Source organism: Micromonospora reichwaldensis, from assembly GCF_031845925.1.
Classification (GTDB): Bacteria; Actinomycetota; Actinomycetes; order Mycobacteriales; family Micromonosporaceae; genus Micromonospora; species Micromonospora reichwaldensis.
Genome location: NZ_JAVRFL010000038.1, coordinates 1 through 14900, shown reverse-complemented (window position 1 = coordinate 14900; position 14900 = coordinate 1). Strand labels below are relative to the sequence as shown.

Sequence of the window (14900 nt, the reverse complement as noted above, 5' to 3'; positions counted from 1 at the left end):
TGCCTGCTCAATTACCGCGCTGTGGGTTCACATTTCCGCGAACTCCTCTGCGAGTCTCGGCCTGCCTCTCCCGCAGCACCTGGGCGTGACAGGCGTGGATGACGGCAGCGGCGCTGTGCGGGTCGTCGCGTACGACGAAGTGACCGCTGCCGGGGATGACGTAGTGCTGCGCCCTCGGGAGCACCCGCCGGGCCCGCAGCGCGTCGCGTAACGGGACCACGCGGTCCTGGTCGGCCCACACGAGGTTCACCGGCGTCGTGTCGGTGGCGTCGGCGCGGAACGAGTAGAGACCCGCGTACCGGGTCAGGGCGGACAGGTCGCTGGTGATCATCGAGTTCACGTCGGCGGCGGCCACGTCCGGCCGGAGGGCGGCGGGCCGGGCCGACACGCTGCCCATGACCATCCTGCGGACCACCCCCCGGTTGAGCAGCCGCCCCCGCGTCCTCGGCCCCACCGCGGCGGTCATCCTCAGGATCGCGTGGGTCCGCACCACGCACATCGAGGCGTGGCAGACCGCCCGGAACCCGATGCTGCACAGGGCGGTCACCGCCGCGACGGGCACCCGACGCGCCAGTTCGAGCGCGATCACCCCGCCGAGCGAGTGCCCGACCACGTGCGGCCTGCGCAGCCCCAGCGCGGCGATCCGCTCCGCGACGTACTCGGCAAGCCTCGGCACGACGTCCCGGTCGTACGCGAGCCCCGGCACGCTGCCGTGACCGGGCAGGTCGATCGCGAGGGTCCGGGCGAAGCCCGGGATGCGTTCGACGACGGCGTCCCAGCTCGCCCGGCCGAGACCGGCCGCGTGCAGCAGCAGGAGCTGAGGATCCTCCGCGAGCCGGCTCGGCTCGGCCATGGTGCGGCTCCGTTTCTTTCCGTGCGGACGTGCGCGCTCGACGCGTCAGGAGGCGGTGACCATCGGGGCGCGCGACGCCTCGGCCGTGTCGGCGCGGTCCGGGAGTTCGTTGCCGGCGAGCGCCTTGAACCGCCGCAGCCGCAGGCTGTTCGACACCACGAACACCGAACTGCCGGCCATGATCAGACCCGCCAGCATCGGATTGAGCAGTCCGCTCGCCGCGAGCGGGATGGCCGCGACGTTGTACGCGAAGGCCCAGAACAGGTTGCCCTTGATCGTGCCGAGGGTGCGCCGCGACAGCCGGATGGCGTCCGCGACCACCCGCAGGTCGCCGCGGACCACCGTCAGGTCGCCGGACTCGATCGCCACGTCGCTGCCGGTGCCCATCGCGATGCCCAGGTCGGCCTGCGCGAGGGCGGCGGCGTCGTTGACGCCGTCGCCGACCATCGCGACGACCTTGCCGTCGGCCTGGAGCCGCTTGACCAGATCGACCTTCCCGGCGGGGAGGACCTCGGCGACCACGTCGTCGATCCCCACCTCCGCCGCGATCGCCGCCGCCACCGCGGCGTTGTCGCCGGTCAGCAGGATCGGGTGCAGCCCGAGCCGCTTGAACTGCGCCACCGCCGCCGCGCTGGTGGACTTCACCCGGTCGGACACGACGAGCATCCCCCGCAGGGCGCCGTCCCAGCCGACCATGACCGACGTACGGCCCGCCGCGTCGGCCGTCGCCTTGGCGGCGACCAACTCCGGGGGCAGGTCGGTCGCCCACGCGCCCAGCAGCGACGCCCGGCCGACGACGACCTCGTGCCCGTCGACGGTGCCGCGCACGCCGACGCCGGCCTCGCTGGCGAAGTCCGCGACCGGGGGCAGTTCGCCGCACCGGTCCCTGGCTCCCGCGACGACGGCCCGGGCGATGGGGTGCTCCGACGCGCTCTCCAGTGCGCCGGCGAGCCGCAGCAGCTGGACGTCGTCCTCCCCGTCGACGGGCACGACCTCCACGACGGACATCTCGCCGGTGGTCACCGTGCCGGTCTTGTCGAGCACGACGGTGTCGACGGTCCGCGTGGACTCCAACACCTGCGGTCCCTTGATGAGGATGCCGAGCTGGGCGCCCCGGCCGGTGCCGACCAGCAGCGCGGTCGGCGTCGCCAGTCCCAGCGCGCACGGGCAGGCGATGATCAGTACGGCCACGGCGGCGGTGAACGCGGCCGCCGCCGGCTGGCCGGAGCCGAGCCAGTAGCCCAGCGTGGCGAGCGACAGCGCGATCACCCCGGGCACGAACACCGCCGACACCTGGTCCGCGAGCCGCTGGACGGCGGCCTTGCCGGTCTGCGCGTCCTCGACGAGCCTGGCCATCTGCGCGAGCTGCGTCTCGCCGCCCACCTTCGTGGCGCGGACGACGAGCCGCCCGCCGGCGTTCACCGTCGCGCCGACGACCTCGTCACCCGGTCCCACCTCGACGGGCACGGACTCGCCGGTCAGCATGCTCGCGTCGACCGCCGAGGAGCCCTCCTCCACGACGCCGTCGGTCGCCACCTTCTCGCCCGGCCGCACGAGGAACCGGTCGCCGACGGCGAGCGCCGAGATCGGCACGATCGCCTCGGCGCCGTCACGCAGCACCGTCACGTCCTTGGCGCCCAGCGACAGCAGCGCGCGCAGCGCGGCGCCGGAGCGGCGCTTCGCGCGGGCCTCGAAGTACCGGCCGCAGAGGATGAAGAGGGTGACGCCCGCGGCGACCTCCAGGTACATGTTGCCCTCGCCGGGCGTCCGCTCCAGGGTGATCCGGAACGGGTGCCGCATGCCGGGCACGCCGGCGGTGCCGAGGAACAGCGTGTACAGCGACCACACGAACGCGGCGAGCGTGCCCACCGAGACCAGCGTGTCCATCGAGGCGGCGGCGTGCCGGAGGTTGGCGAAGGCGGCCCGGTGGAACGGCCACGCCCCCCACACCACGACCGGCGCGCTCAACGTGAGGCAGGCCCACTGCCAGTACTCGAACTGGAGCTGGGAGAACATCGACATCGCGATGACCGGCACCGCCAGCACGGCGACGACCCAGAGGCGGTGGCGGGCCGCCCGCAGCTCACGGTCGTGCTCGGCCTCCTCCGCGGCCGCCGGATCCGGGACGTCCGCCGCCGGCGCCGCGGCCGGCAGCACCGGCCGGGCCGTGAAGCCGATCTCCTCGACGGCGGCGATCACCGTCTCCCGCGAGACCTGGGGCGCGAGGAGCACCTTCGCCTTCTCGGTGGCGTAGTTGACGGTCGCCTCCACCCCGTCGATGTCGTTGAGGCGCTTCTCGATGCGCGCGGCGCAGGCCGCGCACGTCATGCCACCGATCAGCAGTTCCAGGTGGTTCTCAGCCGTGGCCATGCTCGGTGCCCCCCTCCGTGCCGCCGCCGGTCGTGTCGGCCGGGACAGCGGCTCCGCCGTTGCGTACGGCCTCCTCGTTGCGGGCCTTGGCCGCCGCGAAGGCCTCCTCGCTCAGGCCGTGCGGCGGCGGGTTGGGGCCCTTCACGCGCAGGGTGAACGACGCCGTGCGCACGACGCCCTGGTGCTGGAAGTCCAGGAACAGCCGGTAGTCGCCGAAGCTCGGCGCGGTGGCGTGGAACAGGACGTCCGGACCGGGCGCGGTCTGCCCGTCGCCCGGCGTGCCGTCGGGGTGGACGTGCAGGTACGCCATGTCGCCGTCGCGCAGCGCGACCAGGTGCCCGAAGGCGCCGAGGTACGGCTCCAGGTCGGTGACCGGCTTGCCGTCCTTCGCGACGCTGAGCGTCAGCTTGCCGCTCTTGCCGGGCGTCAGCTCGCCGCCGAGGGTCACCGTGTAGCCGTCGACCGTCGAGGTGGTCGACGGCGCGGGCAGCGCCTCCGGCCGGTAGTCGCCCGACACCGACACGTCCGCCCCGAGCGTCTCGCCGTGGATGCCCCACAGCGGCATGTAGTCGGCGAAGACGCGGTACTCGCCCGCCGCCGCGAAGGTCAGCGGCACCCGCCACACGCCGTCCGAGCCGAGGTTCGGGTGGACGTGCTGGAAGTTCGTCAGGTCGCGCCGCGCCACGATCAGGTGCATCAGCTTCTCGTGCTGCGGCTTGTACTTCACCAGCGGCGTGCCGTCGTGCTGCAGGATCTGGAAGGCGAAGGTCTGCTTCGTGCCCGCCCGGACGTTGTCCGTGATCACCTTCAGGTTCATGCTCTCGTGGTTGATGGTCAGGCCGTACGAGGACTCCTCGGCCACGGCGGCCGGCTTGGCGGCGGGTGCGGCTGCGGGTGCGGCGGTCGGCGGCGGCCCGACCACGCGGCCGACGGTGTAGGCGCTCCCCAGCACCAACACCAGGGCGAGCGCGAACGCGCCGAGCTTCGTCAAGGTCTTCATGAATAACCGTCCTGTTTCGACAGGGTTGGCGTGGAAGCGGGCAGGGTTTCGGGGGTGCGGTGGTCGGCCGGTGGGCTCACCGGTCCCCACCGGGGTCCGGGCCGGGTGTCCGGCCCCACCGCAGCAGGCACGCCCCGAGCGACATCCCCCCGCCGAACGCCAGCAGGAGGACGAGATCGCCGTCGCGGAGCAGCCCGGCCCGGTTGGCGTGGTCGAGGGTCAGCGGCACCGAGGCGCTGCCGACGTTCGCGTACTCCTCCACCGTGCGGTGCGTGTGCGCGGCGGTCAGCCCGCACGCGCGTACCAGCTCGTCGAGGAGCAGGCCGTTGGGCTGGTGCGGCACCACGTGCGCGACGTCCGCCGCGCCGACGCCCGCCCTGGCCAGCAGCTTGTCCACGAACGGCGGGACGTCCTGGAGGACGAGCCCGGTGACGCCACGGCCGTGCATGCGGAAGAAGTGACCGCCGTCCGCCACCGTCGTCGCGGACGCCGGCAGCCTGCTGCCGCCCGCCGCCACCCCGATCAGGCCGCTGGCGTCGCCCCGGCTGGCCAGCTCGTACTCGACGACACCGCGCCCCGGTGCCGTCGTCCCCACGACGGCCGCGCCGGCGCCGTCGCCGAACAGCACGGCCGTGCGCCGGTCGTCGAAATCCAGGATGCGCGAGTACACGTCGGCGCCGACCACGAGCGCGTGGGTGCCGGGCCGGTCCGCCACCAGTGACTGCGCCAGCACCAGGGCGTGCACGAATCCCGCGCACACCGCGTTGACGTCGAAGCACGCGGCCCCGTACGCGCCGAGACGGTCCTGCACGAGGCAGGCCGTCGGCGGCTGCGGGTGGTCCGGGGTCGACGTCGACACGATGAGGTAGTCGACGCGGTCGGCGCCGATGCCCGCGTCCCGCAGGGCGCGGGACGCGGCCCGCACGGCCAGGTCCGACGTGGCCTCCTCCGCCGCCGCGAAACGGCGCGAACGAATGGCGGTCTTGCGTACGATCCATTCCGGGCTGGCGCCCGGTACGCGACGCGCGATTTCCTCGTTCGGCAATGCTCGCGTGGGCACCCAGGATCCGGTGCCCAGAATTCCGACGGATGAGGACACAGCAGCCTCCAGAGAGGAGAGGCATTTCGTGTCTGCAAATTAGCCGAGTCGAACCATCGGCCGCAATCACGTTCGCCATCCGTCTACACGACTCGAAGCGCAAATTACCGAGCGATGGCGGTAACAATTTCAGGGCGATGGAACGCGCAATTTCCGGGCCGCCCGGGAACCCGCTGACGACACCCCGACGCACGGTTCACCCGTGCAGTTCTCCCGGGTCGTACGTGACACGCGGGGATGGGATCCGGCGCGTCCCCGCCGCCATGCTGACGGCACGACCGAGCGCGTGGCGACGCCCGCGGCTCGGCCGGCGACCCGCGGGGCGGACCGGCGCCCGCTGGCGCCCACGCGACCAGGACCGGACGGAGGCCCTCCGATGACAGCGCAGCTCCTCGAGACCACCCACCGCACGGGCGAGCCCGGCGGGTGGCGGCCCCGGGACTCGACGGCAGGGACGGATCCGCGTCGGCACGAACCGACCGTAACCGATACCATGCATTCCGTGGTGACCGTGATCCGGCAGGCGACGACACCGAGCGCGCCGCTGCCCGGGCCGGCGCGTCCGCGCGTGCCGGGGCCCGGCACGCGCCACGTCTGCCGGGAGCCGTGGCGTTGATGGTCACCGGGAGCCGGCCCACCGGCCTGACGGGGACCCCCGCCGCGCCGGCTGACGCCCTGTCCACCCCGGGCATGCGGCGGGCGAGGCTGTGCATCCTGGCGGGCGCCGCGAGCGGGGTGGCGGCGTGCGTACTGCTCGCCGCCCTGGAGCTGCGTCGCGAGCCCGACCCGCGCGGGATCGTGCTCGGCGCGGCGGGGTCGCTGCTCCTGGTCCTGGCGCTGGCCGCGGCGCTGCACCGGTCGGTCATGCCGTGGCGAGCGACGACGACCGGCCGGTGGCTGGTCGCCGGCTGCGCCACGGCCGCCGTGCTGTCCGTCCCGCTCGTCGGGCCGGTCGGCGGCGCCCCGGGGCGGGCCTGGGCGTTCGTGGGGGCCGCGCTCGTCGGGGCCGCGCCGCTGCTGCTGCCGGTCCGGTGTGCGGTGACCCTGATGGCCGGGACGGTGCTGGTGGCCGCGGCGACGGCCTGGTGGCTCGGCGGTCCCGTGCGCGACGCGGTCACCGTCACGGTGGTGCTCGGGCTGACGGTGGCGACGTGGAACGTGCTGCACCTGTGGTTCTGGACGTTCCGGGCGCAGGCCCGGGAGGGGCACGACGCCCTGGCCCGCCTGGCGGCGGCCGAGGAGCGACTGCGGTGCGCCCGGGACGTCTACGCCCTGCTCGCGAACGAGCTGTCGGCGCTCGTCCTCAAGGCGGAGCTGGCGTCGCGGCTGGCAATGGTCGACGGGGAGCGGACCAGGAAGGAGACGGCCGAGATGCGGGCGCTCGCGGCGGCCGCGTCGGCCCGGATGCGCGAGGCCGTGCACGGCTACCGCAGCGTCGGCCTGCGCGAGCAGGCGCAGACGGTGGCACGGGTGCTGCGCAACGCCGGCGTGCGGTGCTCCGTGACGCAACCGGAGCGCGACCTGCCGCCCGCGCTCACCGGGCCGCTGGTGTCCGTGCTGCGTGAGGCCGGCGCCCACGTGCTGCGGCACGGCGAGGCGCGGTGGTGCACGATCGAGATCGCCGGCGAGGCGTCCGGGGCGCGGCTGACGGTGGTCAACGACGGGGTTGGCGACGGGGCGCCGGACCTCGACGGCAGCGGGCTGCCGGGGCTGGCCGACCGGCTGCGGGACGCGGGCGGCACCCTGCGCACCTGGCGGGGGGACGGCACGTTCACCGTACAGGCCAGCGTCCGGGCCGGGTCGTGACCGGGCCCGACAGCCGCACCCGCCGCAACGGACGACGGACCGCGCCCACCCCGCCGGTGGGCACGGTCCGCCGCGCGCCGCTCAGCCGGTGGCCGTCAGCGTCCCGCCGGGCAGGAGACACTCGTCGGCCGTGGGCCACCGCGTCGGGTCGTCGCCGAGGGTGACGAGTTCGGCGACCTGGAGGCGACACCACGGCGACACGGAGATGTCGCCGGTGCCCACCGCGTACACGAAGTCCGCCCAGGCGACCCACTCGAAGTCGCCGATGGCGGCCGGGTCGGGGGTGGGGCGGTCGTCGGTCACCACCCGGAAGACCGGGGACACGGCGTTCTCCGCCACGCCGTTGTCCATCGTGGCGCGGTACCGGAAGGCGGGCAGGACCAGCTCCGGCGCGGGCGCGGCCAGGCCGAGCTCGGCGCGTACGGTGCGGGTCACCGCCGCGGGGACCGGCTCCCCCGGCACGGGGTGCCCGTAGCACGAGTTCGTCCAGATCCCCGGCCAGGTGCGCGTCCGGTCGCTGCGCATGGTGAGCAGAAGCTTGCCGTCGCTGGTGAAGACGTAACAGGAGAACGCCAGGTGCAACGGCGTACGCAGGTGGTGCACCGTCGCGCCCTCGGTGGCGCCCACCGGCCGTCCCTCCTCGTCGAGCAGCACGACCTGCGCCATGGTGTCCCTCCCCACCGGGACTCAGCTCGCCTGTGCGAAGGCGGCGGCGATCACGGTTCCCCAGCCGGTGCTCGCCACCTGCAACGGCACCAGCTTCGCCCGGGGCCGCAGGAACGCCAGCGCGTCCGTGAGGGGCTTGCCGCGCACGCCGCGCCAGGTGCCCGACACGTGCACCAGCGCGAACGCGATGGCGGCGATCATCGGCACCGCACCCCAGGTGAACCCGCCGATGGCGAGCACCGACACGCAGACCGTCGAGCCGCCGACCGCGATCAGCCCGCTCGCGACGGCCATCGCGCGGGACAGGCCCAGCGCGCGTACGCACGTGCGGATGTTGAACGCGGCGTCCTCCGGCCAGTCCTCGGCCGTGTTGACCATGACGATGCCGACCTGGTTCAGCCCGAAGCCGATGATCACGGCCAGCAGCGGCCACGACAGCTCACCGGGCACCGACCGGACGACGACGAGCATCGGCAGCCAGATCAGCACGGCGGCGAGGCCGGGGATCTGCCCCACGCCGGAGCTCTTCAGGTGGACCGGCGGGATGGAGTACTGGGCGCCGATCCAGAGGGTGAACGCGACCAGGGGCAGGATGTCCCAGTGCCCGGTCTGGAAGGTGAAGTAGGTCGCGAGGGCCAGCACACCCGCGCCCGTGGCGGCGATCTGCCACCGCACGTTGCGCAGCCCCAGCCCGTACACCGCCTGGGACAGCCACGTCTTGTACACGGCGTCGACGTCGCGGTCGGCGTACGCGTTGGTCATGTCGATGAAGTGCATGATGGACAGCGCCATCACGATCACCAGCGCGAAGTGGACCGAGGCCAGGGTGCTCAGGTCGTCGACCGACAGCAGCGACGGGATCGCGTAGATGGCCAGCATCACGGGCAGGAACTCGACCCGGCGGATGCGGATGGAGTGGTAGATCGGGCGCCGCGCGGTGGCTGGCGCCGGTGTGGACGCGCCCGCGCGCGCCTCTTCGACGGTCATGGTGTCTTCCTTCGGGGTTGAGGACCTTCGGTGGCACCCGCGGGGCCCTGACCGGGGTCAGAGGATCTGGATCCGTTGGAGGTGCCGGGAGGAGTTGCCGCGGAAGGCGTTGCGACCGTGCAGCAGCGCCTGGTTGTCGACGACCACGATGTCGCCGTCGACCCACTCGTGGTGGTAGCAGACGTCCGGGTGGTGCAGCCGCTCGCGCAGGTCGGCCATGAACGGCTCGGCCTCCTCCGCCGACCTGCCGCCGATGGTCACCCACACCGGGTTGCGGTAGCGCTCCGGGTCGAGCGGCTCGCCGTACCGCATGATCGTCTCGCCGGTCTCCGAGTGCGTGGTGAGCAGCGGCGACACGGTCTCGCCGCCGTAGTAGCCGAGCTTCTCCGTGCGGTAGCTGACCTCCGTCGCCGCCCACTCGCGCACCAGTTCGGGCGAGGCGCGCCGGATCACGTCGGTGCTGTCGGAGAACACCGTCTCGCCGCCGCCGCCGGGCACCGGCGCCTCGAGGCACTGGAAGAGGAAGAACCGCGGCGCGGCCCGCGCGAACGCGCCGTCCCAGTGGAAGGGCACGTCCGTACGGCTGAACAGGTAGTTCTTCGGGTCCTCCTGGACCACCAGGTCCAGGACGGCGCCGAAGTCCCAGGTCAGCACCTCGCCCCAGGTTTCGCAGTAGGCGACGAGGTCCTCGGTGTCGAGCAGGGGGAAGCCGCGCAGCACGACCACCTTGGACTCGATCGTCCAGCGCTCCAGCGTCGCGGGCGCGATGTCGCGCAGGTCGGCGCCGTCGTGCTCCGCCGTCACCAGCGTGCCGAACGGTGCCAGCGGCGTCCGCTGCACCCGCAGCTCGTCTGCCGTGGTCATGAGGCGATCTCCTCCTGCCGGAAGTGGGGGTTGACGTAGTGGCTCGGCCGGCCGTTGCGCCAGACCAGCGAGGCCCGGTCCCGCTCGGCCTGGCTGCGCTTGACCAGCGTCAGGTTGACGCCGTCGTCGAGGACGACGCCGTGCCACGGCGTCAGCCAGCTGTCCCTGGTCCGGATCAGGTGCAGCCCGATCTTCTCGGCGTGCCGGGGCTGCGGGTGGATCGACAGCCGCAGCGAGTCGGGGAACTTCGTGCCGACCAGGTCTCCCCAGGCGCGGCTGCGCCGGATCATCTGGTACGCGAACTCCTTGCAGTGCTCGCGCAGCTTGGTCCGGCTCAGGTGGGGGTGCAGCGGGCCCTGGTCCTCGAGCATGAACCGGTGCATGCCGTTGAACAGCGACCGGGCGCCCAGGTCGGTCAGCACCTCGGCGCGGATGTCCGCCAGCGGCGTGGCGTACCCGGCGAGGAGCCGCCCGCGCATCTCGTCGTAGGACATCGCCCCGAACGCGTCGTCGAGCGAGTACATCGAGACCGAGGACGCGCCGGTCTGGTCGATGATGCGTTGCAGTTCCGTGCGGTACGCGGTCACGTCCTCGTCGGGGATGCCGAGCAGGTCGGAGAAGACGTGGCCGTCGGAGCAGATGAGGATCCGCGCGCCCGCCGGGTGGTAGTGGCTGACCTGCTCGCAGAAGGACTGGAGGAACTCCACGGAGATCCGCTCACCGAGGTCGGGCAGCGTACCGACCACCTTCTCCGGGTTGCGGGACTTCGCGGGGAACGCCGGCAGCACGAAGTGCAGCGGCTCACCGCTGCGTACGTACCGGCCCACCCGTTCCTCGTGGATCGCGAAGCATTCGTCGCACGGCTGCGCCCCGCACGGGTCGTCGGCGTGCTCGAGACGGCGGAAGCGGAAGACAAGGTCGAGTATCTGCCGGGCGAGCGTGCGCTCCCGGCTCCCGACCTGTTCGTCCTCGGCAACGGTCATGTCGTGTCCGATCGCATCGTGGTTTCCTTGTCGCCCGAGGGCGGGCCGACCGGGGCGACGCGCCGGCGCCGCGCGCCGCGCGCGCCCTTCGGCGGGTCGATGTGCACCAGCTCCGTACGCGTGCTGATCTTCAACTTCCGGTAGGCCCGCGTCAGGTGCTGCTCGACGGTGCTGACGGTGATGAACAGCCGGTCGCCGATCTCGCGGTTGGTGTGCCCGCGGGCGGCCAGGTTCACGACTCGGCGCTCGGCGTCGGTCAGCGTGGCGAGCCCGTCCTTCGCGCCGGCCACCCCGGTTTCGAGGGTGTCGTCGGACGGCTTGAGCTTGCGCCGCAGCAGCTCGGCGTGGCAGCCCTCGGCGAGCTGGAGGGCGTGCGCGCCCATCATCTTGGCGCGCCCGAACTCGCCGAGGGCGTGCCCGGTCTGGCTCAGGTCCGCGAAGACGTGCGCCAGCTCGTGCCGGTCGCCGCTGGCGTGCAGCAGGTCCATCGCCTCGCGCAGCATCACCTGCCGTTGCTTCGGCGCGTACGCCGCCGCCAACGCCCGCAGCCCCATGCCCTTGGCGCGCGGAGCGTCGCCACCCGGCAGCGCCAGGTGTTCGGTGACCAGCTTCCGGGCCTGGTCGGGGCGGCCCATCCGCACGTACAGCCGGGCGAGGTCGACCCGCCACGGCAGCGCGGACGGATCGTCGGCGCCCCAGCCGACGGCGAGCTGGCCGGCGGTCTGGAAGTCCGCGAGCGCGGCGTGCCGCCGGTCCACGGCGTCGTAGTAGACGCCCCGGGCCCGCAGGTACTGCGGCCAGAACAGGCTCTGGCGCATCGCGGCCGGCGTCGGCTCCCGCAGGGCCGCCTCGGCCTGGGCGAGCTGCCCGGTCATCGTGCAGGCCAGGACCAGGTGCGCGAGCGGCGAGCCGACGGCGACGCCCCAGGCGGCGGGCGGCATCGCGGCCAGCGCGTCGCGCGCGTGCCGCTCGGCGGCGGCGAGGTCGCCGCGGCAGAGGGCGACGGCGGCCCGTACGTCGGTCAGGACGGCACGCCAGCTCGTGATCCCGTGCGACTCGGCCTCCTCCGCCAGCTTCTCGCACCAGTCGGCGGCACGGTCGAGCTGGTCGGCGCCGATCAGCACCCGCAGCGCGTGCCACACCGACACCAGGAGGGAGTCACCGGGGCGGGCGCGTTGCAGCACCTCCTCGGCGCGGTCGACCGCCGCGCCCGGCCCGGGGTCGCCCGGATCGTCGCCGCCATGCGGGCGGCAGTGCCGCAGCCACTCGCGGGTGGCGAGGTGGTCGGTGCCGAGGTCGGGGTCCGGGTGCGTGGTGAGGTCGCCCACCCCGTCGAGCGCCTCCACCGCCTCGTCGTGCCTGCCCTGCCAGGCGAGCGACCGGGCGAGCAGCAGCGTGTCGGCCTCGTCGAGGAGGCCGGCGCGACCCGCCGCCGCCAGCGACGACAGGTGCCGCGGAACCGCCTCGGGGTCGCTGCGCCAGTGCACCCGGACGAGGGCCGCCTCCACGGCGGCCCGCTCGCGGTCGTCCTCGGTGGATCGCAGCGCCAGTTCCAGGCAGTCCACGGCGTGCCGTGCGGCGCCGCCGGCGACGGCCTCCCCGGCCGCCGCGACCAGCACCGGCACGGCCCAGGATCCGGCCGGCCCGCCGACGCCCACGAGGTGCGCGGCCACCTCGGCGGCGGACGCGCCGTCCTCGTGGAGCAGGAGCGCGGCCCGCGACCGCAGTGCCGACTGCGTCTGCGGCGGGCAGTCGTCGAGCACCGCCGCGCGTACCGCCGGGTGGTGGTAGGCGTGCCCCTCGGTGAGGCCCGCCTCGGCGAGCGCGCCGAGCACCTGCCGGGTGGTCGCCGTGCAGAGGCCCGCCAGCCCGGTGACGAGCCCGGGGGACGCGGACGGGCCGACGACCGCGAGAGCGCGGGCGACGTCGAGCAGCCGGGGGTCGCTGCGGTGCAGGCAGGCGAGCGCGGCCTGGACGAACGACGCGCCCACCGTCGGCGCGACGTCCCCGTCGGCGCCGGTGAGGGCGTCGTCGAGCAGCGCGTGTACGAGCATCGGGTTGCCGCCGCTGACGGCGTGCGCCGACGCGGCGAGCCGCCGGGCGGCCTCCGGCCGGATCCGCTCGGCGAGCAGTCGCCCGACGCCGTCGGGCGACAGCGGGAGCAGCCGCAGGTGACGGCAGTGCGGCTGCCGCGTGAGCTCCGCACGGAACGCCGCCGCCTCGGGCCGCGCGCCCACGCATCCGCTCAGTACGAGCAGCACCCGCGCGAAACGGATGCGCCGTTGCAGGTACAGCAGCGCCTGCAACGACAGGGAGTCCGCGAACTGGACGTCGTCGACGACCACCACCAGGGGCCGGTCGGCGGCCACGTCGAGAAGGACCTGGCAGACGTCCTCCAGCAGTTGCGCGTCACCGTGCCGCAGGGTGGGGGCGTCCGGGTTCCCCGCCGGCCCGGTGTCGCGCCGCAGCAGCGGCAGGTGGCCGGTCGAGGTGGTCTGGGCCCGGAGGCTGTGGAACAGCTGTCCCACCACCCCCAGGGGGATCATGCTCTCCGCGACCGAACAGGCCGCGGTCAGCACCAGCGCGCCCTCGCCGACGGCCACCTCGGTCACGGCGTTCACCAGTCGGGTCTTCCCGCTGGCGACGCCGCCGTCGACCAGCGCGACCCGGCCCTGGCCCGCGGCAGCCGTCGCGTACGTCTCGACGAGGTCGGACAGCAGGTGTTCTCTCTCGATCAGTGCCATGTGGGTCACCTCCGGACACTCCTGAGGCTCGGGTCGACCGGCGACTCACCCCGGTTGTTCGGCGTGGGCGACCGTGGCGGCGCCGCGCGAGGCCGAGCTGAGCGACCGGGTGTGCGCCCTGATGCTGCGCAGCACCGCGGACATGTTGTCGTTGAGATAGAAGTGACCGCCCGGGTGGACGACGAACTCGAACCCCGCGTCGGTGTGTTCCCGCCACGCCTTCGCCTCGTCGACCGTCACCCGCGGGTCGCTGTCGCCGATGTGCGCGACGATCGGGCAGTCCAGGCGTGGCCCGGGCCGGTATTCGTAGGTCTCGGCCGCGGTGTAGTCCGAGCGGATGGCCGGCAGGACCATCCGCAGCACGTCCTCGTCCTTCAGCAGCGCGCTGTCGGTGCCCGCCAGGGCGCGTACCTCGGCGATCAGGCCGGCGTCGTCCCGCAGGTGGGTCCGCTCCTCCTTGCGCAGGTGCGGAGCCCGCCTGCCGGAGACGAACAGCGCGGTCGGGCCGACGCCCGCCCGCCGCAGCCTCAGCGCGACCTCGTAGCCGATGGTCGCGCCGAGGCTGTGGCCGAAGACGGTGATCGGCCGGTCGACCAGCGGCAGCAGCACCGTCACCAGTTGGTCCGCGATCTCGTGGACCGAGGTGAGGCCCGGCTCCCGCAACCGGTCCTGCCGACCGGGGTACTGGACGGCGAGCACGTCGACCTCGGGAGCGAGCGTCCTGGCCACCCGGGCGAAGTAGCTCGCCGAGCCGCCGGCGTGCGGCAGGCACAGCAACCTGGTCGCCGCCTCGTCCGCCGGGTGGAACCGTCGCACCCACAGGTCGGTGTCCGTCATCTCGTTCCCCCGCGATTCAGCTCGTGGTCGCCGGTGGCGGTCGCCCCGGTTCCGTCAGCGGGCCGCGTCCACCCGGGCCTCGCTCCAGCTGATGGTGGTCGGCCGGACCGCCGCCAGGTCGCTGGTGGTCCAGCTGTCCACGACGTCGATGCGCAGGTCACCGTCCGCCGGAGCGTCGGCACCATCGAAGAAGAAGGCATTGAGAATCTCGGTCGCATTGACAGACATGGGAGTCCCCTCTCGCACAGCTTGGCCCGGTGGTGCGGAACGCCATCTAAACCTGCTGGACGGGCACGTGTTTCAACAAGGTCTGCGTTCACCGTCTGCGCGAAGGTTCGTCACAACGCATTCGTGAATCGCTCATACCCGTCACACGTGGCAGGCCCGGTGACTTTTGTCAATACCCGGCCCGGCCGTCCGGGCGCCGCGGGCGCGGTGTCCAGGGTGGACCCCCGACCCGGGAAGCCCTTGCGCGACAGGGGCCACGGGCGGTGGGCCGGCCGGGGAGCGGGCCGGAGGGAATTGCTCCCCACCGGCCGTGGGAGCAACCTTCGGCAGCTCACCGGCGCCGTTCCCGCACCGTGTGTGCGCCGTTCATCAGACCCGGATGACGGACTCATGCCCCACCACCACCCGACAATGCCTGACCAGCAACTCCACACTGCCAACCCAATGACACCCACCATGCACC

Annotated in this window: 12 protein-coding genes; 1 reads left to right on the top strand and 11 read right to left on the bottom strand. The window is 73.4% G+C overall.

All coding sequences use genetic code 11. The features are described 5' to 3' along the window. Window positions 1-7: 7 nt before the first annotated feature. The 4 genes from RM555_RS25525 to RM555_RS25510 all read right to left on the bottom strand — a co-directional run bounded on the left by RM555_RS25525 (window position 8) and on the right by RM555_RS25510 (window position 5322). Window positions 8-853, bottom strand: a complete 846-nt coding sequence (locus RM555_RS25525) for an alpha/beta fold hydrolase (protein WP_311414129.1) — start codon at window positions 851-853, stop codon at window positions 8-10. 45 nt (window positions 854-898) lie between these two features. Further along, a complete protein-coding gene (locus RM555_RS25520) occupies window positions 899-3223 on the bottom strand; it encodes a heavy metal translocating P-type ATPase (RefSeq protein ID WP_311414128.1) in 2325 nt (774 codons plus the stop codon). Beyond that, the gene (locus RM555_RS25515; RefSeq protein WP_311414127.1) at window positions 3210-4223 is read right to left on the bottom strand and encodes a hypothetical protein; all 1014 of its coding nucleotides are present in this window, start codon (window positions 4221-4223) and stop codon (window positions 3210-3212) included. The genes RM555_RS25520 and RM555_RS25515 overlap by 14 nt, the downstream gene beginning before the upstream one ends. A 76-nt stretch (window positions 4224-4299) precedes the next feature. Next, complete coding sequence (locus RM555_RS25510) at window positions 4300-5322, bottom strand: 3-oxoacyl-ACP synthase III family protein (protein ID WP_311414126.1); 1023 nt, start codon at window positions 5320-5322, stop codon at window positions 4300-4302. A 615-nt stretch (window positions 5323-5937) separates the two neighbouring features. Here RM555_RS25510 and RM555_RS25505 point away from each other — a divergent pair. Beyond that, window positions 5938-7128, top strand: a complete 1191-nt coding sequence (locus tag RM555_RS25505) for a sensor histidine kinase (RefSeq protein WP_311414125.1) — start codon at window positions 5938-5940, stop codon at window positions 7126-7128. A gap of 81 nt (window positions 7129-7209) precedes the next feature. Here the strand turns inward: RM555_RS25505 and idi are convergent, their stop codons facing one another. The 7 genes from idi to RM555_RS25470 are packed head-to-tail and all read right to left on the bottom strand — an operon-like array spanning window position 7210 to window position 14437. Next, complete coding sequence (gene idi, locus RM555_RS25500; RefSeq protein ID WP_311414124.1) at window positions 7210-7794, bottom strand: isopentenyl-diphosphate Delta-isomerase; 585 nt, start codon at window positions 7792-7794, stop codon at window positions 7210-7212. A gap of 21 nt (window positions 7795-7815) precedes the next feature. After that, entirely contained in the window at window positions 7816-8781 is a 966-nt protein-coding gene (locus RM555_RS25495; protein ID WP_311414123.1) for a UbiA family prenyltransferase, read from the bottom strand. Window positions 8782-8838: 57 nt separating this feature from the next. Then, the gene (locus RM555_RS25490) at window positions 8839-9645 is read right to left on the bottom strand and encodes a TauD/TfdA dioxygenase family protein (protein WP_311414122.1); all 807 of its coding nucleotides are present in this window, start codon (window positions 9643-9645) and stop codon (window positions 8839-8841) included. Continuing rightward, window positions 9642-10628: an isocyanide synthase family protein gene (locus RM555_RS25485; RefSeq protein WP_311414121.1), complete on the bottom strand. Its 987-nt coding sequence runs from the start codon at window positions 10626-10628 to the stop codon at window positions 9642-9644. Before RM555_RS25485 ends, RM555_RS25490 begins: the two co-directional genes overlap by 4 nt. Continuing rightward, window positions 10625-13372 (bottom strand): AAA family ATPase, encoded by a 2748-nt coding sequence (locus tag RM555_RS25480; protein ID WP_311414120.1) that lies wholly within the window; start codon window positions 13370-13372, stop codon window positions 10625-10627. Before RM555_RS25480 ends, RM555_RS25485 begins: the two co-directional genes overlap by 4 nt. A gap of 45 nt (window positions 13373-13417) precedes the next feature. After that, window positions 13418-14209, bottom strand: a complete 792-nt coding sequence (locus RM555_RS25475; protein WP_311414119.1) for a thioesterase II family protein — start codon at window positions 14207-14209, stop codon at window positions 13418-13420. A gap of 54 nt (window positions 14210-14263) precedes the next feature. Beyond that, window positions 14264-14437 (bottom strand): hypothetical protein, encoded by a 174-nt coding sequence (locus tag RM555_RS25470; protein WP_311414118.1) that lies wholly within the window; start codon window positions 14435-14437, stop codon window positions 14264-14266. Window positions 14438-14900 lie beyond the last annotated feature (463 nt).